The following is a 23,014-nucleotide window of genomic DNA, read 5'->3' as shown; positions in this document are numbered from 1 at the left end:
TCCATTATTTATTTTGATTGTTATCAATGACTGTGCTTTCCAATGCGTTCACAGTGTACGTTTGCAGTGTCTTTTTCTTCGTCCCTTTTGACTTATCTTCAATTGTAATTCTCCATACCGGCGCCAGCACCTGCGTACTTGTCAGCGGATATTGGGCAATATAGCCGAACTTAACGCTTTTAACGGCGCAATTCGCTTTTAAATAATTTTGAGAATACAATAATTCGACCGCATCAAGCTCAGGAATCAGGCTCTCCGTCTGGATTCGCTTGAATGACTCCAGCATGGTCTGCTCGTAAGATACGACCTCGTTTTTATCGTTCAGATGCAGAATCACCTGTCCGATCGCATCCGTGGACGAGTCAAAATCCTGATAAATAAACTGGCCGTCATACATCTGGTAAAAAATGATCTGTTTTTTATCCTTGTCGACTTTCCACAGTTTATATTTTTCACCGCCGGTTACTTTAGAGCTGACGAGCGATTCCGCATCCTCCTGCGTTTTTTGCTTCGATAAACCGACCGGATCGGTAAATTTCATTTTCAGCGTCGTAACCTTGTGATCATCCGCCGGCATCTCCATTAAAGGCTTTTGATCTTTCAAAGCATCAATATCTTCGGCGGTAAATACCTTTTGGCCCGCCGTCAGCCGGTAGCCCGTTGCGGAATCAGAAGACAGGTTGCCGAATGTGATATGATCCATCTCCATGTCTTTTTCCACGTTTGAATTTTTAATCACTTCGTATTCACTGCTCGAGCGTTTTTCAAAAAACTGATAGCCGAGAAAAATATCGAGGATGAGGAAGGCAATGATGAAGATCGTTTTTGTCTTATTCCACTCCATTATCGTCCTCCTCCTTCCCCAGCAGATCTTTCGTAATCGGGACGATCTTCCCGTTGATTTTCATACTCCAGACGGGTTCCAGTTCAACGAGATCATTCGTTGATGAAGAGACCATTTGATAGGACAGGAAGATCTGGTCGATTTTATTCACGTCGTATTTATCCTGCTGCTCCAGCAGAGACACAACCTCATTGCCGTTCATCATTTTTACGTCTTTTGTTTTAATCGGATTCGGTCCGAGAACATAGTTCGGCCGCTTGTAGCTGAGAACCTCGTCATTGGCCCATTGCAGGGTCAAAACAGGTCCGGATCCGAAAGGCTTAGACGTGCTGTTGACCACAGGCATTTGGTCTTTAAACATGTAGAAACTCAGCTGCTGGTTATCACTCACATTGAAAAATTGATAATGATCCGTCCAGCTTCCCGTATCCTCTAAATATTTATAACTTTTCTTAATCAGCTCGCCTGTTTGATAAGAAGCGCTTTGTGCCAGGTTCCGATGCTGGAATTGAATCTGCCGCTGTGTCGAATTGATTTCCAGACGGCTGATTCCGTCAGTCAGCACATTCCGATTGTAATTCGGGTCTTCTCTGACCGTGCTCGGATCATTAAAAAGCGTCTGCTTAAACAGGTTCGTCTTAATGGTTTCAGTGATAAATTCTTTTTCCTTCATATTAAACCGCGCATTCGGCATGAGAAATTCTTTGCTTTTTCCGACCGAATAGAGGTGGTATAACGGCATACTCGACTTTTTGCTGTACAGCTCATTCATCAGATTGCGGTAATTCGCCGATTCCACAGTCACTTCCAAAATCAGCTGCTTGCTGTATGAGACCATGTAAATCTTCTTATTCGTCTTATTCTCATTAAACGGAATGACAATATGGTCAAATGAGCTGTATTCCATTGACGGATTCGACCATTTAAACATCGTTTGGAAGAAATCAATCGGAATGGTGTCATTGAATTGCAGATCGAGCTTTGCCGAATTGCCGTTTCTGCCGTAAAGCCAATTTTTAAAACCGAGCTTGTCGTATTGATCGGAAATATCCTTCATCCCTTTTACTTCCCATTGCGGCAAATCCGCCCACAGGTCATTAAAGAGCGTCTCATCATTCACTTTGTAATGAGAGCCGTTTGTATGAATAAACATATCCCGGGGTTTTACCGTTTGCGACACTTTTTGGCTCGTTTTATCAATTTTATGCTTTTCCCGGACAGTCGATTTGGTTGAGGCCGTGCCTTCTGAAAAATTGGGCTGGAATGTCCAAATTCCCCATGTTAAAACAAGACTAATGACGACCAGCACTGACAGTATGACTGTTTTTATATTTTCACGCCTCATCCCAATCATCCTCTTGCTCTTCTTTATATGGAAGAGTAAATGTAATCTTCGTTCCTTTGCCTTCTACACTGTCGGCCCAAATGTCTCCGCCGTGAGCCTGAACCATCTCTTTTGCAATCGCAAGGCCGAGCCCGGTGCCGCCGAGTTTTCTCGTGCGCGCTTTATCCACTCTGTAGAAACGGTCAAAGACTTTTTCCACATCTTTTTTCGGAATGCCGATACCTTCATCTTTTACGCTGATATAAAGCAGCTCTTCTTTCTCATTCACATCGACTGAGAAAGTGACATGTCCGCCTTCCGGTGAGTATTTCAGTGCGTTAGAAATGATATTATCGAGAACCTGCGTCACTTTATCCTGATCAATCTCCACGTACAGATTTCTGTCCGGAAGCTCGCGGATAAATTCGACATGCTGTTCTTTCGTCATTTCAAAACGATCGATAATCAGTGACATAAAGCGGATCATATGAATCCACTCCCGATTAAACTGATAATCTTTGCTGTCGAATTTAGAAAGCTGAAGCAGGTCGTTCACCAATCTGATCATGCGCTCAGTCTCATTTTGGGTCACCATTAAGAAACGCGGAGCGATATCTTTGTTTTCCCACGCGCCTTCTGCAAGCGCCTCTAAATAGCTTCGCATGGTCGTCAGCGGTGTCCGCAGCTCATGAGACACGTTGGCAACGAACTCTCTGCGCTCCCGATCGAGTTTTTCCTGTTCGGTGACATCATAAAGAACCGCGATTAAACCGTCGATTTTTCCGTGCTCTCTCTGAATAACGGAAAAATTCACCCGCAGTACAGTCGTTTCATCGTCACGTTCGATCTCCAGCAGCATTGAATCCTGCTGTTCTACTAAATCCTCAAATGTAAAGTTCTCTTTTATGCCCAATAAAGACGTAATCGGCATCTCTAAAGCCGTTTCACGTGAAACATTCAGCAGCTCAAGCGCAGGGCTGTTTAAAAGAATAATAGCCCCGTTGCGATTCGTTGCAATGACACCGTCCGTCATATACGCGATAACGGAAGAAAGCTTTCTTCTCTCCCCTTCCGTCATGGCTTGGGCATCTTCAAGCTCTCTCGTCAGATGGTTGAACGTCGTTGCGAGCTGACCGATTTCATCATGCCCGTATTTCCGCACCTTTCTGGAGAAATTCCCTTTTGCCAGTTCCATCGCCTGCTTACGCATATCTGACAGCGGATGGGTAATGGTGCGGGCGAGAAAAATACCGAGAAGAGCCGTCAGAACAAGGGCTAAGCCTGTTCCTGAAGCAAGAATCGAGTTGACGGTTTTCATCTGGTTAAAGGTATCTTCCATACTGGCCACGACATAAATCGCGCCGACAACTTCCTGATTCTCTGTGACGACAGGTTTCGCTGAAATCAGCACTCTGTTTTTGCTTTTAGGATCATAATATTTTTTTGAATAGGCCTGTTTTGTTGAGAAAATCCGTTTAAAAATCGGGTCAGTCGTCTGTTTCCCCGCTATTTCCTCGCCATAAGGCCTCGAAGAACCGACGACCTCATAGCTTTTATCAACAAATGTAATCTCCCGTATTTCATTATTTTTCGTAAAATCATTCAAAATCCGTTTGACGTCATCTTTAATGACGGTGCTGTCATTGTCTCCTTTATATTCCTGCTCAATATAATAGGAAAGATTGTCAATCCGCTGATTTAACGATAATTCATAGGACTTGAGAAGAGAATTCTCCACCTGTTTCACAAAGTACACGCCGATAATCTGCATGGCGATGATAATGAGAAGCACATAGATCAGCGTGATCTTAAACTGAATCGACCGAAAAAAACCAACCTTATTCATCGCCGGTTAGTCCTGTTCAGGGTTTCTCAAGTAATAACCGACACCCCGTCTTGTGACGATCCAGTTCGGATGGCTCGGATTATCCTCGATTTTCTCACGGAGGCGGCGCACTGTTACATCCACCGTTCTCACGTCACCGAAATAGTCATAGCCCCACACAGTCTGCAGCAGATGCTCACGGGTCATGACCTGTCCGATATGTTTGGCTAAGTAATGAAGCAATTCAAACTCACGATGGGTCAGCTCGATCGTTTCTTCTCTTTTTGATACGACATAAGCGTCAGGGAAGATGACGAGAGAACCGATATGAATGTCATTAGAAGCTGATTCTTCCTCAGCCGGCGCAACCGTAAGCTGGCGGCGCAGGTTCGCTTTGACGCGGGCCAGAAGCTCACGCGTGCTGAAAGGCTTCGTGACATAGTCATCCGCTCCGATTTCAAGCCCGATGACCTTGTCAATCTCCGAGTCTTTTGCCGTCAGCATAATAATCGGCATATCATATTTTTTCCGGACTTCCCGGCATACTTCAACTCCGTCTTTATTCGGAAGCATAATATCTAAAAGAATTAAATCAGGCTGAAGCTCCTCCACCATTTCCACGGCTTCGTTTCCGTCGTACGCACAATGCACGTCATAGCCTTCTTTTCTTAAATTAAACTCTAATATATCTGCAATCGGTTTTTCATCATCGACTACAAGGATTTTCTTATCCATCATCTTGATTTTCCTCCTGCCAGAATGACTTCATTTCATCTATTGATGTTTCATGATGATCACAATTCGGATCATGAAAAACGTTCCCCGTCTATTATAACGGTTTCAGGTCAAAAGATAAAAAAATTAAAGAGAACAGCGCAAAAACGTATTGAACTGCCATCCTTTTGTCATGTTTTTTATTTTCTTTTAAAAAATAATATTTTTTTGAAACCTCACGAAAAAAAACGCCGTCTAGTGTTTGACGTCTTCTTCTGGGCCGGCTGAAAAGCCGGCTCTCCCTTTTTTATAACAAAAGAAAAAACGCACCTACTATTGCAGATGCGTTTGGGTAAGTGGCTCGGGACGGAATCGAACCGCCGACACACGGATTTTCAGTCCGTTGCTCTACCAACTGAGCTACCGAGCCAGATGTTTCTTTTCTATACTATAAAGTAAAGTAAAATGGCGGTCCGGACGGGACTCGAACCCGCGACCTCCTGCGTGACAGGCAGGCATTCTAACCAACTGAACTACCGGACCTTACAGTAATTTGTCCGGAGAGCCGTATCGTGGCGGCCCTCCGAGGACAAATAAGGAGTTAGCAATAACGCTAAAGTAAATCAATGACCCGTACGGGATTCGAACCCGTGTTACCGCCGTGAAAGGGCGGTGTCTTAACCGCTTGACCAACGGGCCATAAAAAGTGGTGAGCCATGAAGGACTCGAACCTTCGACCCTCTGATTAAAAGTCAGATGCTCTACCAACTGAGCTAATGGCTCTTGATGTGTCGGATTATGTATCATAGAGCATTCAGACAAAAGCTTTCTTGCAGTACTCTATTGAAGCTGTTCCGTAACAACGAGATTTATAATATCATAGAACATTCGAAAGTGGCAACTACTTTTTTGAAAAAAATCTATTATTTTTTTCCTACATAAAAAAACAAGTCTCCGTGACCGGAGGCTTGTTTGCTGCAAATTCTTAGTTAGCGCGGTATACACTGCGGATGACGTTCGTTTGTGAACGGTCGGGACCGACAGAGAAAATAGAAAGCGGAATACCTGTCAGCTGAGACACGCGTTCCAGATAATGGCGCGCATTTTCAGGAAGATCGCTTAATGTTTTTGCGCCTGTGATATCTTCCGTCCAGCCAGGCATTTCTTCATATACCGGTTCACACTCTGCGAGAGCTTTCAGACTTGCCGGGAATTCTTCAATCACTTCACCTTTGTAGCGGTAAGCGACACAGATTTTCAATGTTTCAATGCCAGTCAGCACATCGATTGAGTTCAGAGAAAGATCTGTGATTCCGCTGACGCGGCGGGCATGGCGGACAACAACGCTGTCAAACCAGCCGACACGGCGCGGACGGCCTGTCGTTGTGCCGTATTCGCGTCCGACTTCACGGATTTGATCCCCGGTTTCATCTTTCAGCTCAGTCGGGAAAGGACCGTCACCGACACGGGTTGTGTACGCTTTAGATACACCGACGACGTGCTGGATTTTTGTCGGGCCTACGCCTGAACCGATCGTCACCCCTCCGGCGACCGGGTTGGATGAAGTGACAAACGGGTATGTCCCTTGGTCAATATCAAGCATAACCCCTTGAGCGCCTTCAAATAAAACGCGGCGGCCTTCATCCAGCGCGTCATTTAAGACGACGGATGTATCGCATACATACTTTTTAATCTGCTGGCCGTATTCATAATACTCATCCAGAATATCTTCAATTTTGAAGCCTTCCGTTTCATACATTTTTTCAAGCAGACGGTTTTTCTCTTCAAGGTTCCGTTCAAGCTTTTCTGCAAACACGTCACGATCTAGCAGGTCTGCGATCCGGATGCCGATCCGCGCCGCTTTGTCCATATAAGCAGGTCCGATGCCTTTTTTCGTTGTGCCGATCTTGTTGGCCCCTTTGCGTTCTTCCTCTACTTCATCCAGTTTCAGATGGTATGGAAGAATGACGTGGGCTCTGTTGCTGATTCTCAAGTTATCCGTGCTCACATTGCGCTCATGAAGATACGCAAGCTCCGTTACGAGCGCTTTCGGATCAACAACCATTCCGTTCCCGATGACACACGCTTTATCTTTATAAAAAATTCCTGATGGGATTAAATGAAGCTTGTACGTGACTCCATCAAACTTGATGGTATGTCCTGCATTGTTTCCGCCTTGATAACGTGCGATCACTTCTGCATTTTCTGATAGGAAATCTGTAATTTTACCTTTTCCTTCATCGCCCCACTGCGTACCTACTACGACTACTGAAGACATATATCCGTGCACCTCCGTTAACCTTTCAAAACGATATCTCATTCAAACAAATTAAGTGTATCAGTGCCGAAACAGAAAGTCAATCGTAAATCCGAACATTTAAATCTTATCAATCTATATTTGTTCGCCTTAAACATGATTAAAAGCGTTTTCTATTTCATTTGCTATCTATTACTCCCGAAACTTTCATGCTTTAACAAGAAAAAGAACCCGTAATCAGGGTTCTTCAGACAGTCATTTATATGCCGCTTGTATTCATCAGGACGACCCGCCAGCCGTCAGGATCTTCGATGGTCACGCCTTTTTCTTCCCAGTACGGGTTTTCGGGTGCTTTCTCCTCATATCCCATCTGCTTTAATTTCTTGCTGATGCGAATGACCTCCTGCTGATCCTGGATGTAAAAGACAAGCAGGCTGTCGCCGTGCGGAACGGGCGCCGGCTGAGACGAACCGGTTTCTTCGGTGAATTCTAAGTGGTATTGCGTATGGGGCAGGCCGAACATGACACCGCTGTAGCCTCTATGTCCGGAAAAGCTACCGATCCTCTTCAGTCCGAGGCCCTCTTCATAAAACCTGATGATTTCTTTGAGCTGTCCGGTCGGCCGGGCAATCCGGATTTGCGCCGCTTGAAATTGCGGAAATTCAATTGTCATCATCATTCCTCCCTTAATGCCATTATATAAAAGCGCTTTCTTTATTTCGTCTGCCGAACGGACGGCATTCTCTCATTCTTTCGGATGAAAAAAAGCCTCAAGACATTGCTTGAGGCTTTACGCACCTGCCGGAACACCGCCGTCATCAAAGCGCCGTTCCAGGTTTACGAACTTATTGTATTCTTTCACAAAAGCCAGTGAGACGGTTCCCACCGGGCCGTTACGCTGTTTGGCGATAATGATTTCGATGATGTTTTTGTTTTCGGATTCTTTATCATAGTAATCATCACGATACAGGAAGGCGACGATGTCGGCATCCTGCTCAATACTTCCCGACTCACGGATATCTGACATCATCGGACGTTTATCCTGCCGCTGCTCAACACCCCGGGAGAGCTGAGACAGGGCGATGACCGGGACTTCAAGCTCCCGCGCCAGCGCTTTTAGCGCCCGTGAAATTTCCGATACCTCTTGCTGGCGGTTGTCGCTTGAACGGCCGCTTCCCTGAATGAGCTGCAAGTAGTCAATTAAAATCATGCCCAATCCGTTTTCCTGCTTCAGCCGGCGGCATTTTGAACGGATTTCGCTGACGCGGATGCCGGGGGTGTCATCTATAAAGATACCGCTGTTTGACAGGCTTCCCATCGCCATCGTCAGCTTGCCCCAATCTTCTTCCGTCAGATTTCCCGTTCTGAGATTTTGGGCGTTAATATTCCCTTCGGCGCAGAGCATACGCATGACAAGCTGCTCGGCACCCATCTCAAGACTGAATATCGCGACGCTCTCATCCGTTTTGGTGGCCACGTTTTGCGCAATATTTAAGGCGAACGCTGTTTTCCCCACAGACGGACGGGCCGCGACAATAATCAAATCATTCCGCTGAAACCCCGCTGTCATCCGGTCAAGCTCGATAAAACCGGTCGGAATCCCGGTAATATCGCCTTTCCGGTTGTGAAGCTGCTCAATGTTGTCGTATGTTTGCACAAGCACGTCTTTAATATTTTGGAAGGCGCCCGAATTTTTTCGCTGCGCGACCTCCATAATCGTTTTTTCCGCATCGCTTAATAAATCTTCAACTTCATCCTCGCGCGTATACCCGTCTTGAGCGATCGAGGTCGCCGTTCTGATTAAACGGCGGAGAATGGATTTTTCCTCAACGATTTTCGCGTAATATTCTATATTAGCCGCTGTCGGAACGGAATTCGCGATGTCCGTCAGGTAAGAGACGCCTCCCACCTCTTCTAACAAATCGGTATTCGCAAGCTCTGACGTTACCGTGACCAAATCAACCGGTTCACCGCGGTCTCCGAGCACGAGCATGGCATTGTAAATTTTTTGATGTGACATTCTGTAGAAATCATCCGGAATCAACACTTCAGAAGCCAGTGTTAACGCAGACGGCTGTAAAAAAACAGCACCTAACACGGCCTGCTCAGCTTCTATGTTTTGCGGCGGCAGCCGATCATTCAGAAGGTCTGTCATGCTAAGCACCGTCCTCTCCTTAAAAAATATCCAAACTCCATTTTACCATTTCTCAAGAAAAAGAATAGAAAAATATCGCTTTCCCTGTATTTGTTAAACAGCGGCTGCGTGTTTCGCCATTCTGAATGCCGGGAAACTGATAAATAAATCGAAACCAGGAGGTAAGAAGGATGAAAACATATGCAGTAACACCCAGTGTTGATGCGGACGGATGGTTTGTGAAGGTGGAAAATGTGGCGCCGACGGCTCTTTATACATCGAAGGACGCGGCGATCGAGAAAGCGGAGCAGACGGCTAAAGAGAACAGCCCGTCTAAGCTTGTCATTTATGATCAGCATAAAAACATTGAAGAAGAACGGTCCTTTTAAGAAAAGCCTTCGCCCGAGCGAGGGCTTTTCTTATTCGATGAAACGGATGTGCAGCACCGTCTGCGCCATGAGATCGGCCGTTTTTTGATACAGCTCCCATTCTTCACAGGCGGCGAATACTTTCATCATGTCCTGCAATGTCTGTTTCAGTATGATAAATTCGTCAATTGTCCGCAGTTCTGCGGCTTTTTTCTGATAATCAGCCAGCTTCAGCTGTAATAACATCAATGGCGATTGCATAAAAAACCTCCCCCATTCTGTTATAAAGCCCCGCTTTTCAAACCTCCATTCCTTTGTCATATCCTCTTACGATCGATTTCTGATTTTAGTACAATAAAGAAACGGAAGGAGTGATCACATGAAACCGCTGCAAATTTCCGCCGAAACGGCGCAAAAGCTCGCAGAATCACTGAATATGCCGCTTGAGAGAATCATGCACATGCCTCAGCACATTCTGCTTGCCAAATTAGCTGAAATCCAAAAAGAGAACGATCACAAATAAAGGCTGCTCTCTCATATATATGTGCGGGAGGCGGAAGCGATGGCTTTCCGCCTCTTTTTTTCGTGAAGAAAATTTTGGTAAAACATTCTTTAAATCGTTATCGTTTATTCATAACTTTTTCATATTTATTTTTTACAATGGGGTCACAAAAGAGGTGAAACCATTGAAAACAAAACGACTGGACATCGTTCTTATCGGTATTTTATCAGCAGCGGCGGCTTTGAATATGTACGGCATTTGGCAGGATGATGCCGCCAACCAGTATTATTTGGCTGCCGTCAAAAGCATGACGCAAAGCTTTCACAACTTCTTCTACGCATCCTTTGACCCGTCCGGCTTTGTCACGGTAGACAAACCGCCTGTCGCTTTATGGATTCAAACGATTTTCGCTTTGATTTTCGGCGTACATACATGGAGCGTGATTCTTCCTCAGGCTTTGGCGGGGCTCGGTTCCGTTCTGCTGCTGTACTTCATGATAAAGCCTTCGTTCGGCACGGGCGCGGCCAGAATCGCCGCTTTTGTCATGGCGCTGACGCCGATTGCGGCGGCCGTCAGCCGGACGAATAATCTCGACAGCATGCTCGTCTTTACACTGCTTCTCGGTTCCTGGTGTTTGATGCGCGCGGTGAAACGCGGCAAAATCATTTGGCTCTTATCCGCATTCGCACTTGTCGGTCTTGCTTTTAATATGAAAATGATGCAGGCCTACATCGTGCTTCCGGCTTTTCTGCTTTTTTATCTCATTGCATCACACACATCCATTAAGAAAAAACTGATCTCACTTCTCGCTTCTTCAGCCGTTCTCCTGGCGCTCTCCGTCTCATGGGCGGCAGCCGTTGATTCCATTTCCGCATCAAGCCGCCCCTATATCGGCAGCAGCCAGACAAACTCCGTGCTGGAGCTGGCATTCGGATATAACGGGACGGAACGGCTGCTCGGGCAGACGACGGGCCTTTCTAACGGCAGCATGACCGGCGGCAAAAGCGTGATGCAGGAAGGGATGGGCATGCAGCCTCCGGGAACGAACAGCCCCGCAATGGGCGGCAGCGCTCCTCAGGGAAAAAACGGTCAGGTTCAAATGCCCCGGCAGCCATCCGGACAGAACGCGGCCTCACCGCAAGGAAGCGGAACTCCTCCGCCACAAAACGGCGGCTCACAAGGCCCCGGCGGCGGCAAAAGCATGAGTATGAACATGTACGGCAACGGAACCCCGGGTGCGCTCAGGCTTTTCCAATCTGAATTATCGGGGCAAATCAGCTGGATGCTGCCTTTTGCGCTCACCGGTTTGTTCGGCGCCGTCATCAGCTGGTACAGAAACCGCCGGAAAAAAGCGGAGGAAATGAAAGAAACGATGTTTTGGACAGCATGGCTTGTGCCTGCAGCCGGTTTCTTTAGCATCGCAAGCTTTTTCCATCCGTACTACTTAATCATGCTGGCGCCTCCGATCGCAGCCCTTTCCGGAATCGGCTGGCGGGCCTTATATGATTTATACAAGCATGATAAAGGCTGGACGGGCTGGCTGCTGCCTGCGGGTGTCTTTCTCACCGCCGGTTTTCAGGTCTTCATCGTAAGCGGGTATACAAACCAGATCGGCAGCGCTTGGATGTACATCCTCGGACTGTTGGGGCTCGGCACTGTCATTGCCCTCATTGTGATGAAACACAAGCCGTTCGGCAGACAACTGACCGTGATCACCATGTGTGTGTTGATGCTCACGCCGCTGTACTGGTCAGCCACGCCGATCCTTTACGGCGGAAACAGCGTCATACCCGAATCCGGCCCGCAGCTGAAAAGCTCAAACGGCGGCAATATGTTCACCTCTGAAGTGGATACAGGCCTGCTGTCTTATTTGAAAAAGCATCAGACAGGTGAGGAATATCTGTTTGCAACGCTCACCACGGTGACTGCGGCGCCTTATATCATCCATACGAATGAATCAGTCATGGCACTCGGAGGCTTTAACGGAACCGATCCGATTTTAACCGTCTCACAGCTGAAAAAACTTGTTGATGATGGAAAAGTGAAGTATTTCTTATTATCCGGAAACAGTTCAGGCAACACGAAGCTTGTCTCATGGATTAAAAAGAACGGCACAAAAATCTCAGCTGACCAATACAGCACCGGAAAAACAAGCTCAGCCCGGCAAGGAATGACAGGCGGCCCGGGCGGACAAAGTCAGCAGACTCTGTATGAGATGAAAAAATAGTTCGGAAAGAGGCTGGATAGTTAAACACCGGCCTCTTTATTTTGCTCTTGAAGCACCTGCCATGCGGCGCCGGTATCATTCAGAAAAATGATTGATAAATACTTTCTATTTTCGAAACCATCAGTTCCTGACGCAGATGCCGGCCGGCATAGGAGCGCGCTTCTTTTCCAAGCCGTTCCCTGAGAGACTGATCCGTAATCAGCATTACGAGAGCATCAGCAAGTTCGCGGCTGTTGCCGGGCTGACAGATAAGCCCTGTGTCCTCATGCCGGATCATCTCAGGGATTCCTCCGCAGTCAGTTGCGACAATGGCTTGACCTGAGAACATCGCTTCGATGATCGCTATAGGGAAATTATCATTCAATGTCGGCAGGACAAATATAGATGATTCAGCCAAAAGCGCCGGCACATCACGTCGTTTTCCGAAGAAAAACACATTTGTGAGGCCCAGTTTCCGTTTCTTTTCCTCCAGAAACCCTCTCATGTTTCCGTCTCCGATGATCCATATATCAACTCCGGATAAATGGTGCCGGATGCGGGCGAGAGCGTCCAGCATCACATCATGTCCTTTTCGCTCGGTCAGACGGGAAACGCACGCAATCACGAGCTTTTCAGCACGTTTTGACTCAGGGGCATCCTGAATGTCAATGCCGGTATGAACAGTCGTCAGCTGAGCCTCCTTCGCTCCGTACTCCAGCAAGGGCTCGTGAAAGGAGTCGCTGATTGTAATGATTTTATCCGAAGCCCGAATACCCTGCCTTTCTATTTCACTGAAATATGCCTCTTCTATTGAACCCTTTTGGATTTTATGAAACTTCATCCGGCTTTTCGTAAAATGTCCGTGCGGCGTGAAAAAAAGAGGACGCTGATACGTTTGATTAAGGTATCCCAGCAAAAATACCGCAAATAAATCCTGCGCGTGAAACAGGTCATATTGTTCTAAGTCTTTCTCCTTCAAAAATCTTTGAAAGACATATAAATAGCTGAGATTCTTCACAAACTTTTCGTTTGCGGCGCCGTATCTGCCAACAAGAAACGCTCTGATCTCGTCAGCGGCCCGCGGGATATCTTCCTGAAAAAAAGATGGCGGCATTTGGAGCGGCGAGATGACATCCGCCTGATGACCGATGCGCTCAAAACCCGTCTTAATTGATGTGATATAACTCGCCAACCCTCCGACATTCGGGTAACGGAGAAAGGTTGCGTACAGAATACGCAATGGCTTTTTTCGTTTGGGGGAGCTTTTTCCTTCCGCACAGAACGAATACAGCATCTCTGGCTCACTTTGATGTTCGATCCCGTAAAATTGATCCATGACGCGCAATAAGGCAAGAGGCACCAGACCGTTCGGCTTGCCGATCTCTTCTTTCACATCCGCTCCCCCTCTCTCAAACTTATAATCCTAATTCCCGTCCCCATTTTGACACTTTGTCAACATGATACGGCAGCAGTTCTCCTCCCCGATTGTCGAAGATTCTCCGCAATTGGGTATGAAGCCCTTTCTCAAGTGTTCTCTGCAAATAAGCCATTTTATAAAGCGTCATAGGAGGGGTCTGAAAATGAATACCCCGCTTTTTCATTTCTTTCGTATACACTTTTACGCAATACGTTCGAATATCTTCTGCGTGCCGGCTCCAATCTTTTCTGAAACCAAGCAGAATTTCAACCAGCACCGTCATATCAAACCAAACCGGCGCGTATTTTGCGGATTCCCAATCGATGAATTGAATATCCCACGGTTCATGTCCGGACGCATCGTGGGTGCAGATATTCTGCATATGAAGATCACCGTGTGTGATGGCTGAGCCGTTTTGTATCAATTCAGGGAAAAAATCCGGCTCCTCCTGCTCAAGCAAGTTTGTGATTTGCCGATAATGAGGCTTCACGATATCTTTTGTGCGCTCATCTTTAAGCGCTCTATCCAATAATTCCGCTGTCTTTTTGATCTGCTTTTTACGCCCTTTTCTCATGGTTTCCGATTTGTATACCGGCAGCCACGACCGCCATTTACCGTCAGAAATATTCTTGTTTTCAAAGGTGCGGCTGTGCAGTTCTGCGACAGACGGAATAATATACTTGAAATGCTTCGGGTGAAATGTAAGCTGTCCCCTGATCTGGCTGACAAACTCCATAAATATCCACGTTTCATGGTCACTTTCTTCTATAAGATAGATATCCGGCAGCAAATCCCCTAAAACAGAACGGGCTTTCCCGTATATATTAATCTCGACCTTATTTTTTTCACGGGAAGATTTATATACCTTCAATATCAGCGGAACAGTGCCGGATTTTTTCTTTACAAACAGTTTATAAATGGCGCTTCTGTCCGTCGATTTCAGGCATGTGATGTCATCCGGATTCACCGCAGCCCTTTCACCGAACGAATACGACAGTTTTTCGTCAATTCTCAGTTTTTGAAATGCGCCATACAAAATCTCCTTTTCATACATGCCGATCTTCCTTCCGCTTCCGTTTCCAGCTGTTTTTGAGATGAGACCAAGTGTTTCTGATAAATGGCATCGGGTCATTCCAAGCAAAAAGAGCGTACTCTTTTTTTCCTTTACACCCTTTCCAAAAATCCCGGAACGTCATTTCTCCTCTTTTTCGTTTCTTCAAAAACGTTAAGAAATAACGCACCTCATAAATCCAGTTGATTCCGTCTTTTTGTTCGAGCTGGGGCTTCACATGCTGCCCGGTCAAATACAGATAGTACATGTAAACGAAATGAACGCCTGCCGGTTCTGTCAGGCTATGGCTGAGCCAAAAGCGCGGATTAATTTCGATAAACTTGTAAACATTGTCCCGGGGATCCTTTTTAAATTCCGCCATGCCTACTCCCTTCAGCTGAATCGCTTCAAAAAACGGCAGGGTTTTCTCGATTAAATCAGGAAGCCGTTTGCTGACGACGTGGGCCCCCGCGCCAAAATCAGCAGGGAATTGATGGTTCTTTTGCAGAGAGAATAGGCCCATTAATTTCATTTGGTCATCATAAAAAGTGGCGACTTTATAAAAACACTGGTTGTCTCCGGGGATGATCTCCTGCACGAGCAGTTCTCCATTTTCTCTGTAGGAGCTGAACTCCTTGCGCAATTGTGCGGCATCCTTCATTACAATTGCTTTTTTGTTTACTTTTTTTCTGTATTCATGGCCGGCCACCGGTTTTAAAATACACGGGAAGTCAATATTGGCGATGGCTTCTTCCAGCTCATCCTGGTTGTTCGGAAAAAAGGTTTTCGGGCAGGGGATGTGATGCTTGACCGCTAATTCATATGCTTTGCTTTTATCTAAGACCGTTTCTAACAGAGAGTGGCTCGGGAGCAAAAATAAAAAAAAACCGGCTAATGTCTCGCGGAATTTAGATATAAATCCCGCATAATCATCAGATCCTGCGTACAGAACCGGCTTTGCTTGGAATCGCTTCCCGAAATCAGTCAGAAATGTCAGCAGTTCTTCCTCTTCTGTTAAAGGGCTGGGACATATCCCGCAATCTGCCAATCTTGATTTTCCGATACGATAAGGTCCCTCCGTGTCAAACGCGTAAACATCGATTCCTCTTCGGGCAAGACTGCGAATGATCCCAATCCCGTTTGCACTGAAATCAAGTACAACGGCTGCATGTTCATGTTTCATGATCTCCCTCCGAGCTGTTGGTATTTTGATAAATCGATTCGATATTTTTTATCATCGTCTCACTGCTTAAATATTTCTCCGCGTAGGCCTTTGCGTTTGAAGCAGCCTTCTCCCGCGCAGATTTGTTAGAGATAAAAAACGCTAAAGCCCGGGCAAGAACCTTTGCATTTCCCGGTTCGACAATAAGTCCCGTTTTGTTATGGCGGATCAGATCCGGAATACCCCCGCAATCGGTCGCGATGATAGCCGAGCCGCTGAACATCGCTTCAATAATCGAAATAGGCAGACTATCATTAATGGTCGGCAATACGAATATATCCGTCATATTCAAAATAGCGGGAACATCATCTCTTTTTCCTAAAAAGGAGACCATAGATAGATTCAGTTTTCGAGCCTGTTCCTCTAAGGCGCTCCTCATCTCTCCGTCGCCCGCGATCAGCACTTCAACATGTTCAAGTAGATCAGACGGAATTCTTGAAAGTGCGTCCAGTAAATATTTGTGACCTTTTCTCGGGCCTAATCTTGCAATACACGCGATGATGATCTTATTTTTCGGTATCGGGGTTTTTCTTTTCCCGCCTGTTTTTGCATCGTAATCGATTCCTGTGATCACCGTTGCCATGTCTTCCTGTTCGGCTCCGAGCTTCATGAGCGGGCTGCGGAACGTATCGCTGATAATAATCAGGCGATCTGCGTATTCAATGGCTTTCATCTCTAGTTTTTTATAATAAAACTCTTCTACCGATCCTTTTTTAAAGATGTGAAATTTAAGTCTGTTGAAAGTAAACATGCCATGCGGTGTGAAAAATAAAGGTTTCTTATAGATTTGATTGAACCTGCCTAATATGTTGGCTGTAAATAAATCTTGAGCATGAAACACATCATATTTTTCCAAATGAATCTTTTGAAGCATTTGCTCGTATATAAACATCAGCCGATTATTCTTCAAAATATGATCACTGTAATCCCCGTATCTGTCACTAAAGAAATCTTTTAATTTCGGAACAACATCCGCCCGCAATTCTTTTACCTGTGCGGAAGGAAACTGATTGGGGGATATGACATCCACCTTATGACCTCTTTTTTTCAGTCCTTCACTAAGCGTTTTAATATAGTTTGATAAACCGCCCGTGTGCGGGTAGTCCCAAAACGTGGCAATCAAAATGGATAACTTCTGTTTTTTTCCGTATAATCGCGGAATATGATGTGCATGTTTCATCTGAGTCTTTACTGCCGTCTTTTTTTGCGGGTGCGCTTTGACCCCGTAATAGCGGTCAAGCGTCTGAATCATATACGGATACGGGACGGAAAATGTCTTGATCATTTCCAGATCCTCCGCACGACTTCAAAAGCTTCAGCGTATTCCACACCCGCCGTCATCCCTCTGACTCTTCCTAAATGTGTAACGCCTTCATATGAACGGGGATGAGGGTAATCCCTCATTTCTACGTCATAGTGGTGAAGCGCCGCGAGTTTGGCATCCATTGTGTCTGTGATATTAACGAAGTAATTAGGCTTGAAGAGTTTATCAGCCGTATTCCTCTCCCACTCGCTTGAAGATAGCGTTTCAAACGTAAGCAGTTCGATAGGCTTTTGATTCGGAAGCGGTCTGGCGGCTGTTAAAACTGCTTGGAACGTTCTCTGGTGGTCCATATTGACATCGCCGTAATGATGTGTAAAGATTTTTTCAGGCTGATAGACGCGAATGAGCTGTTCTAATTCTTTGACAAGCTTATGAAGAGGGATACATTCCAGCTCTAAATTCGTATGCTCCAAAAAGATGACTTTCTCAATTCCTAGCTCTTGATTCGCGCGTTCGCCCAATTGTTTAATATGATGAGCTTCTTCTTTTCTTCCTAATGCTGTAATAATGGAAATCACTTTATATCCTTCATTGATCAGCCGTTTTATGGTGCCCGCTGATCCCAATAGTTCATCGTCGGGATGAGCGCCGATAACCATAATATATTCTCCCATTTTTTCCACACTCCACCAAACAAATGTTACAAATATCATATGACGACCCTAAAAAAAGGAAACTTACATATGCGGATTTTCAGAAACTTACAATTCCCTTCGCCATTCCCGGTAGCGTGACGGATTTAATTTTTTTATGGTGTTCAAAAACTCATCCGCCAAGCCGTATTTGTCCAGTCCTTTTAATAGTTTTACGGGAACTCGGGTAACGGTCGAAAAGGCTCTTTTATGGTCGATCACTTTAAGTTCACCTTGTTCGTTGATCAGAATATGCCTGATTTCGGCATCCCATCTGGCAAAACCGATATCTTTTAATTCATCCAGCATGTTTAAAATATCAGCTGTCAGTTTGACGGACAGGGATTTTTCTTTTTTGATATGGCGCGCAAGGGAGGTGCCTTTGACGTATTCCATCACAATATAATGATCTCCGTATTCATACAGTTTCGGGATCACCGGTGAACCATATCCGAGCTCTAAAGCTTCCAATTCCTTCTTACATGTCTCTTTTTTAAAAAAATATTTTACGCATTTGTTGTGTGTTAAGCGATAGACCTCCCCATCTTTTCCGTCTCCGATCAGCGGATAGTGTTTCAGCGCTTTTTTATTCTCCGGATAATTAAAATATGTTTCAGAAAAAAATCGTTTCATACCGACACATCCTTCGTCATGATGTAATATAATATTCAATCCGTAACGATCGGAAATGAAACAATCTCATCATTTTCTTGCGCTGCGACGTCTGCTGACATGAAAAAAACCCGCCGGATCGGCGGGTTTTTCATTGTGTATTACGCTTCTTCTTTTACGTGAACCTTTAGCACAGCCTGAACTTCAGGGTGCAGCTTTACAGGAACGTTTGTATATCCCAGTGTGCGGATACCGTCTTGGAGCTCCAGTTTCCGTTTATCCACTTTAATCTTATGCGTTTTTTGCAGCGCTTCTGCAATCTGTTTACTTGTGACAGATCCGAATAGACGGCCGCCTTCACCGGATTTGGCACTCAGCTCAACAGTCAGCTGTTCAAGCGTTTCTTTCAAATCTTTCGCTCTTTCAAGCTCGGCAATCGCTTCTTTTTTCTCTTTTTCTTTCTGTCCTTTCAATGCGCTGATGTTTGTCGCATTTGCTTCGACAGCGAGGCCTTTTTTAATGAGAAAGTTATGTGCATAACCGTCTGCTACGTTTTTCATTTCGCCTTTTTTTCCTTTACCTTTTACATCTTGTAAGAAAATAACCTTCATCTCTGAACGCCTCCCTCAAAATATTCATCAATGGCTTCCTTCAGCCGGACGAGCGCTTCTGAGACAGAAATGCCCGATAACTGGGTTGCCGCATTGGTTAAATGCCCTCCGCCATCCAGCGCCTCCATAATAATCTGCACATTGACCTCGCCCAGCGATCTCGCACTGATGCACACCGTATGCTCATCCCGTCTGGCTACCGCAAATGAAGCTTCCACTTCACTCATCGATAAGAGGGAATCAGCCGCCTGCGCAATCAGCACCTGGTCAAAGTACTCCTCTTCGTTCTCAGGAAGAGAAGCAATCGCGATATGTTCTTTATAAAGAGACGTATGCTGGATCAGTTTCGCCCGCTTGATATAAGAACCGACGGATTCTTTGAGAACTTTCTGCACCAGAACCGTATCTGCGCCTTTCGCTCTCAAATAAGAAGCGGCGTCGAACGTCCGCGAGCCCGTGCGAAGGGAAAAGCTCTTCGTATCCACTATTATACCAGCTAACAGGGCCGTCGCTTCAATCATATTGATTTTGAGCCGCTTCGGCTGATATTCAAGCAGCTCCGTCACGAGTTCTGCGGTGGATGAAGCGTATGGCTCCATATAAACGAGCAGCGGGTCTTTAATAAATTCCTCGCCTCTGCGGTGGTGGTCAATCACAACGATGTGCTCGATTTTGTTCACGAGACGCTCTTCCATCACAAGGGACGGTTTATGTGTATCAACGACGACAAGCAGCGTGTCATCATTTGAAATTTCCATCGCCTCTTCCGGCGTGATGAACCGCGACCACAGCTCTTCATATTTTTTAATTTCTTCAATCAGGCGCTGAACGCTTGATCCGATCTGGTTCGGATCAATGACGATGTAGCCTTCTTTGCCGTTGGCCTGCGCCACCTTCAATATTCCGATTGCGGCTCCGACCGCGTCCATATCAGGAAATTTGTGCCCCATGATAATGACATTGCTGCTTTCTGAGACAATCTCCTTGAGCGCGTGAGAAATCACCCGGGCGCGCACCCTTGTGCGCTTCTCCATCGGATTTGTTTTGCCGCCGTAAAATTTCACCTTGCCGTTCGGCATTTTGATCGCCACTTGGTCGCCTCCGCGGCCGAGAGCCAAATCGAGGCTGGACTGCGCCAGATCTCCAAGCTCCTTCAAGGAAGAAACCGATGCGCCGATCCCGATGCTGAGGGTCAAAGATACAGTGTGAACGGATGTTTTTTCTCGGATTTCATCCAAAATCGAAAATTTCGCGTTTTCAAGCTCCGTTAAAATGTGTTCATTTAACACCGCGATAAACCGCTCCGAAGACGTCCGTTTCAGGAAAATGCCGTACTCCTGCGCCCACGCATTTAATAATGAGGTGACCTGGCTGTTCATCGTGCTTCTCGTTTGGTCGTCCAGCCCCTGTGTGACGTCATCATAGTTATCTAAGAAGATATATGCCAGCACGGTTCTCTCATTTTCGTACTGCTTTTCAATCTGAATCTGTTCTGTCACATCAAAGAAATAAAGCAGGCGCTCATCTCTTTTAATCACTACTTTAAACTTCCGCTCATTCAAGGTGATCGTTTCCGAATCGACCTCCTGCTTGATCAGCGGCACGACGGCCTCGCATGTGTCATACAGCGAGCGTCCGACGAGCGTGCTTTCATTAAAACAGGAAGACAAAAACGGATTCGCCCACTCAATGTAATATTGGTCATTAAACAGCATAATCCCGATAGGCATTTCCATTAATGCCTCTTCGCCTACTTTTTTCAATCTATACGATAACGTGGAGATATAATCGTCAATTTCTTTTCTGATCAGAGAATCCGCACGCTTAATGAAAAACAAGATCACGGCGAGCAGCACAACGCCGATAGCTCCTATCAGCCAGTTAAAGTAAATGCTGATGAGGATTATGATGATTGACAATGCAATCAATGCATAGATGGGATACCGAAACAACGGTTTTTCATAAAAACTAGGCATTTCTATCAACTCCCCACCTGTAAGTCACACTCAATTTCGCGTCACCTTATTTCTTATGTTAAAGCCTATGTCAATGATGCCTAAGAGGAGATACACGGACAAGATGAGCGGAAAAAGCACCCCCAGCACAATTGCTAATACAGGAACGGCTTTCGGCATCTCCATTTCGCGGCAATAGAAAAAAATAAACGCTAATCCTTGAATACAAATCAGCAAGCTGAGAATAAATCCCCCATTCAATGAAACCGAATACAGCATATGCCCTTTTTCTAAAGGCAGAAACCCTAATATCGTCACAATAAAATACAGAATGACAACGCTTTGCGGGAGTTTGAGCTCTCTAAAAGGCTTCATCTTCGGAAGATCAGGGGAAAATCGCCGTAAAAGCGGCCTTGCCATAGCATAACTGAGGAAAGAAAAAACGATGCCGGTCAATACGAGCACTGTCGGAAAAAGATATTGAACCGTGCTCAGCTGACTTTCCATCAGCTTGATCTGCTTCCCGAACTGGTCTCCATAACCCAGCTGCTTTGACATGGTTTCTGCTAAAGACAGCGACTCCCGAAGCTGGGACATGGCGGTATCAACCACATTCATATTAAGAAACACGATGCTGACCACAAAAAAAACGACGCCGCACAGCACATACGCCATAGCGCCGGCAGCAACCGCATAGCCGGGCTGTTTCTTTTTAAAATAATATCCCATGGCGATTCCCGTACAGGCTGCCGTAAAAGCGCCTGTAAGCCCGGTAAACGAACCTACAATAAAGCTGACAGGAAGGCTGGCAAGCCCCATCCATACCCCGGGCTTCAGACCGTGCCGAATGGTGTAAAGAATGATCGGCAGCGGCAAAGCAAAGAGAAGAATTGCCCCCAGTAAAGGGAGGTACACGACCAAAAGGGAAATGATTGCAAAAATACTGATCAAAATGGCGCCTTCTAATAGAGCCCTTGTATTTTTCACTTACTCACCTCAAACCTTGTATCATTCGAACATACGAATAGAAAAGAGCAGCTTAGACGACTGCTCTTTTGACGCCGCAATGTCTCTTTCAAGACCTGAATTTTCCATAAACTCTCCAAAATACACGTATATATTTTAACATAAGTCGAAATCGCAAGTAAAATGAGCGCGGACAGCCGCAATGTTCCATGTGAAACATGAAAACAGACAAACGGACATCCCAGTGAAAGAATGCCCGTTGTATCAGTGATCCTGATCATCCATGAAACCAGAAGTATCTCTGTTTTTCTTTTTGGTTTTTCGTACATATAACAAGACGATAACGATAAGTAAGAGAGTGGTCGCCTGCAAAACCCCGCTGCTGAAAAGGAAGAAGTTCTTTATCATGTCCCACATATAGTTTCACCTCTATTTCGTATTTCCTTTACATTGAGTTTCCCTTTCTGGAAACTTCAAAACATCAGGAACAACATCGGGACCGGGGCATATGCTGAAAGTGAAAATGAAGGATAAAGGAGATTCTTACACCATGACTGAGCGGAGAACATTAGCATGGCATGAAACGTTAGAACTGCATGAGTTAGTAGCTTTCCAGGCAAACGGACTTGTGAAATTAAAAAGAACAGAGCGGGACGTAAGCGATGCCAGATTAAAACAGCTTTACAGATTTTCCATCCATTCGCTCGAACAAAACCTGCGTGAACTGCTTCCTTTCTTCCCTGAAGCTCCCGCTTTTCGTGAGGATGAAACAGAAGAGCGCGCTGATTCTTCCTTTTACAGCGGCGGCCTGCTCATTCTGGCCAAAACATCTGTCCGCAATTACGCCGGAGCCATTACAGAGACGGCCACACCTCAATTAAGACACGTTTTCGTCAAGCACTTAAACGCGGCCATCAAGTGGCATCAAATGGTCTTTGAGTATATGGAAGAACGCGGTCAATATCCGGCTTACAACCTGAGCGAATTGCTGAAGAATGATGTGCGCAACGCCAGAAAGGCCATCGCGATGAAATAAAAAAAAGCAGCAAG

Annotated in this window: 22 protein-coding genes and 4 tRNA genes; 4 read left to right on the top strand and 22 right to left on the bottom strand. The window is 45.7% G+C overall.

From position 1 onward, the window contains the following. Positions 1 to 4 precede the first annotated feature (4 nt). The 11 genes from RUW00_RS08555 to dnaB all read right to left on the bottom strand — a co-directional run bounded on the left by RUW00_RS08555 (position 5) and on the right by dnaB (position 9,119). On the bottom strand, positions 5 to 844 hold the full coding sequence (locus RUW00_RS08555; RefSeq protein ID WP_014419340.1) for a two-component system regulatory protein YycI: 840 nt from the start codon (positions 842 to 844) through the stop codon (positions 5 to 7). Further along, positions 831 to 2,189 carry a two-component system activity regulator YycH gene (gene yycH, locus RUW00_RS08550; RefSeq protein WP_191389389.1) on the bottom strand — a complete coding sequence of 453 codons (1,359 nt, stop codon included), beginning with the start codon at positions 2,187 to 2,189 and terminating at the stop codon, positions 831 to 833. Before yycH ends, RUW00_RS08555 begins: the two co-directional genes overlap by 14 nt. Further along, positions 2,179 to 4,014, bottom strand: coding sequence for a cell wall metabolism sensor histidine kinase WalK (walK, locus tag RUW00_RS08545; protein ID WP_004393106.1), 1,836 nt, complete (start codon positions 4,012 to 4,014; stop codon positions 2,179 to 2,181). Before walK ends, yycH begins: the two co-directional genes overlap by 11 nt. Positions 4,015 to 4,020: 6 nt before the next feature. Further along, positions 4,021 to 4,728, bottom strand: coding sequence for a cell wall metabolism DNA-binding response regulator WalR (walR, locus tag RUW00_RS08540; RefSeq protein ID WP_004393104.1), 708 nt, complete (start codon positions 4,726 to 4,728; stop codon positions 4,021 to 4,023). A gap of 336 nt (positions 4,729 to 5,064) precedes the next feature. After that, positions 5,065 to 5,137: transfer RNA gene (locus tag RUW00_RS08535), tRNA-Phe, on the bottom strand. 36 nt (positions 5,138 to 5,173) lie between these two features. Next, positions 5,174 to 5,250: transfer RNA gene (locus tag RUW00_RS08530), tRNA-Asp, on the bottom strand. A gap of 84 nt (positions 5,251 to 5,334) precedes the next feature. Continuing rightward, positions 5,335 to 5,406: transfer RNA gene (locus RUW00_RS08525), tRNA-Glu, on the bottom strand. Between the two features lie 8 nt (positions 5,407 to 5,414). After that, positions 5,415 to 5,490, bottom strand: a tRNA-Lys gene (locus tag RUW00_RS08520). Between the two features lie 202 nt (positions 5,491 to 5,692). Then, a complete protein-coding gene (purA, locus tag RUW00_RS08515) occupies positions 5,693 to 6,985 on the bottom strand; it encodes an adenylosuccinate synthase (protein WP_014419343.1) in 1,293 nt (430 codons plus the stop codon). A gap of 238 nt (positions 6,986 to 7,223) precedes the next feature. Continuing rightward, the gene (locus RUW00_RS08510; protein WP_280144777.1) at positions 7,224 to 7,637 is read right to left on the bottom strand and encodes a VOC family protein; all 414 of its coding nucleotides are present in this window, start codon (positions 7,635 to 7,637) and stop codon (positions 7,224 to 7,226) included. Between the two features lie 117 nt (positions 7,638 to 7,754). After that, positions 7,755 to 9,119, bottom strand: a complete 1,365-nt coding sequence (dnaB, locus tag RUW00_RS08505) for a replicative DNA helicase (protein ID WP_004393100.1) — start codon at positions 9,117 to 9,119, stop codon at positions 7,755 to 7,757. Between the two features lie 170 nt (positions 9,120 to 9,289). Between dnaB and RUW00_RS08500 the strand changes: the two genes are divergently transcribed. Then, a complete protein-coding gene (locus tag RUW00_RS08500; RefSeq protein ID WP_007407900.1) occupies positions 9,290 to 9,487 on the top strand; it encodes a DUF2188 domain-containing protein in 198 nt (65 codons plus the stop codon). A gap of 30 nt (positions 9,488 to 9,517) precedes the next feature. Here the strand turns inward: RUW00_RS08500 and RUW00_RS08495 are convergent, their stop codons facing one another. Further along, positions 9,518 to 9,727 (bottom strand): hypothetical protein, encoded by a 210-nt coding sequence (locus RUW00_RS08495; protein ID WP_015418617.1) that lies wholly within the window; start codon positions 9,725 to 9,727, stop codon positions 9,518 to 9,520. A gap of 118 nt (positions 9,728 to 9,845) precedes the next feature. Between RUW00_RS08495 and RUW00_RS08490 the strand changes: the two genes are divergently transcribed. After that, the gene (locus RUW00_RS08490) at positions 9,846 to 9,989 is read left to right on the top strand and encodes a YycC family protein (protein WP_014306172.1); all 144 of its coding nucleotides are present in this window, start codon (positions 9,846 to 9,848) and stop codon (positions 9,987 to 9,989) included. 163 nt (positions 9,990 to 10,152) lie between these two features. Further along, positions 10,153 to 12,195: an ArnT family glycosyltransferase gene (locus RUW00_RS08485; protein WP_280144778.1), complete on the top strand. Its 2,043-nt coding sequence runs from the start codon at positions 10,153 to 10,155 to the stop codon at positions 12,193 to 12,195. Positions 12,196 to 12,274: 79 nt separating this feature from the next. Here RUW00_RS08485 and RUW00_RS08480 read toward each other — a convergent pair whose 3' ends face one another. The 10 genes from RUW00_RS08480 to RUW00_RS08435 all read right to left on the bottom strand — a co-directional run bounded on the left by RUW00_RS08480 (position 12,275) and on the right by RUW00_RS08435 (position 22,381). Further along, positions 12,275 to 13,567, bottom strand: a complete 1,293-nt coding sequence (locus RUW00_RS08480) for a glycosyltransferase family 4 protein (protein ID WP_021494625.1) — start codon at positions 13,565 to 13,567, stop codon at positions 12,275 to 12,277. A gap of 22 nt (positions 13,568 to 13,589) precedes the next feature. Continuing rightward, complete coding sequence (locus RUW00_RS08475) at positions 13,590 to 14,645, bottom strand: phosphotransferase (protein WP_103526414.1); 1,056 nt, start codon at positions 14,643 to 14,645, stop codon at positions 13,590 to 13,592. Continuing rightward, complete coding sequence (locus RUW00_RS08470) at positions 14,638 to 15,825, bottom strand: carboxylate--amine ligase (RefSeq protein ID WP_021494623.1); 1,188 nt, start codon at positions 15,823 to 15,825, stop codon at positions 14,638 to 14,640. Before RUW00_RS08470 ends, RUW00_RS08475 begins: the two co-directional genes overlap by 8 nt. Further along, positions 15,815 to 17,149, bottom strand: coding sequence for a glycosyltransferase family 4 protein (locus RUW00_RS08465; protein ID WP_121984304.1), 1,335 nt, complete (start codon positions 17,147 to 17,149; stop codon positions 15,815 to 15,817). The genes RUW00_RS08470 and RUW00_RS08465 overlap by 11 nt, the downstream gene beginning before the upstream one ends. Further along, a complete protein-coding gene (locus RUW00_RS08460) occupies positions 17,146 to 17,802 on the bottom strand; it encodes a PIG-L deacetylase family protein (protein ID WP_017418490.1) in 657 nt (218 codons plus the stop codon). The genes RUW00_RS08465 and RUW00_RS08460 overlap by 4 nt, the downstream gene beginning before the upstream one ends. 87 nt (positions 17,803 to 17,889) lie before the next feature. Then, positions 17,890 to 18,453, bottom strand: coding sequence for an RIO2 family protein (locus RUW00_RS08455; protein ID WP_094296160.1), 564 nt, complete (start codon positions 18,451 to 18,453; stop codon positions 17,890 to 17,892). A gap of 140 nt (positions 18,454 to 18,593) precedes the next feature. Further along, the gene (rplI, locus tag RUW00_RS08450; protein ID WP_004393063.1) at positions 18,594 to 19,043 is read right to left on the bottom strand and encodes a 50S ribosomal protein L9; all 450 of its coding nucleotides are present in this window, start codon (positions 19,041 to 19,043) and stop codon (positions 18,594 to 18,596) included. Beyond that, positions 19,040 to 21,019 (bottom strand): DHH family phosphoesterase, encoded by a 1,980-nt coding sequence (locus RUW00_RS08445; RefSeq protein ID WP_007407911.1) that lies wholly within the window; start codon positions 21,017 to 21,019, stop codon positions 19,040 to 19,042. Before RUW00_RS08445 ends, rplI begins: the two co-directional genes overlap by 4 nt. Before the next feature lie 30 nt (positions 21,020 to 21,049). Further along, the gene (locus RUW00_RS08440; RefSeq protein ID WP_115941208.1) at positions 21,050 to 21,985 is read right to left on the bottom strand and encodes a YybS family protein; all 936 of its coding nucleotides are present in this window, start codon (positions 21,983 to 21,985) and stop codon (positions 21,050 to 21,052) included. Positions 21,986 to 22,228: 243 nt separating this feature from the next. Beyond that, positions 22,229 to 22,381: a hypothetical protein gene (locus tag RUW00_RS08435; RefSeq protein WP_004393059.1), complete on the bottom strand. Its 153-nt coding sequence runs from the start codon at positions 22,379 to 22,381 to the stop codon at positions 22,229 to 22,231. 133 nt (positions 22,382 to 22,514) lie between these two features. On the opposite strand from RUW00_RS08435, the gene RUW00_RS08430 reads away from it, so the two are divergent. Continuing rightward, complete coding sequence (locus RUW00_RS08430; protein ID WP_007407913.1) at positions 22,515 to 23,000, top strand: spore coat protein; 486 nt, start codon at positions 22,515 to 22,517, stop codon at positions 22,998 to 23,000. Positions 23,001 to 23,014 lie beyond the last annotated feature (14 nt).

The organism is Bacillus sp. IS1, from assembly GCF_032461585.1.
Taxonomy (GTDB): domain Bacteria; phylum Bacillota; class Bacilli; order Bacillales; family Bacillaceae; genus Bacillus; species Bacillus velezensis.
Note: the sequence above shows the minus strand (reverse complement) of the source record. Positions and strands in the feature narration are given on the sequence as shown.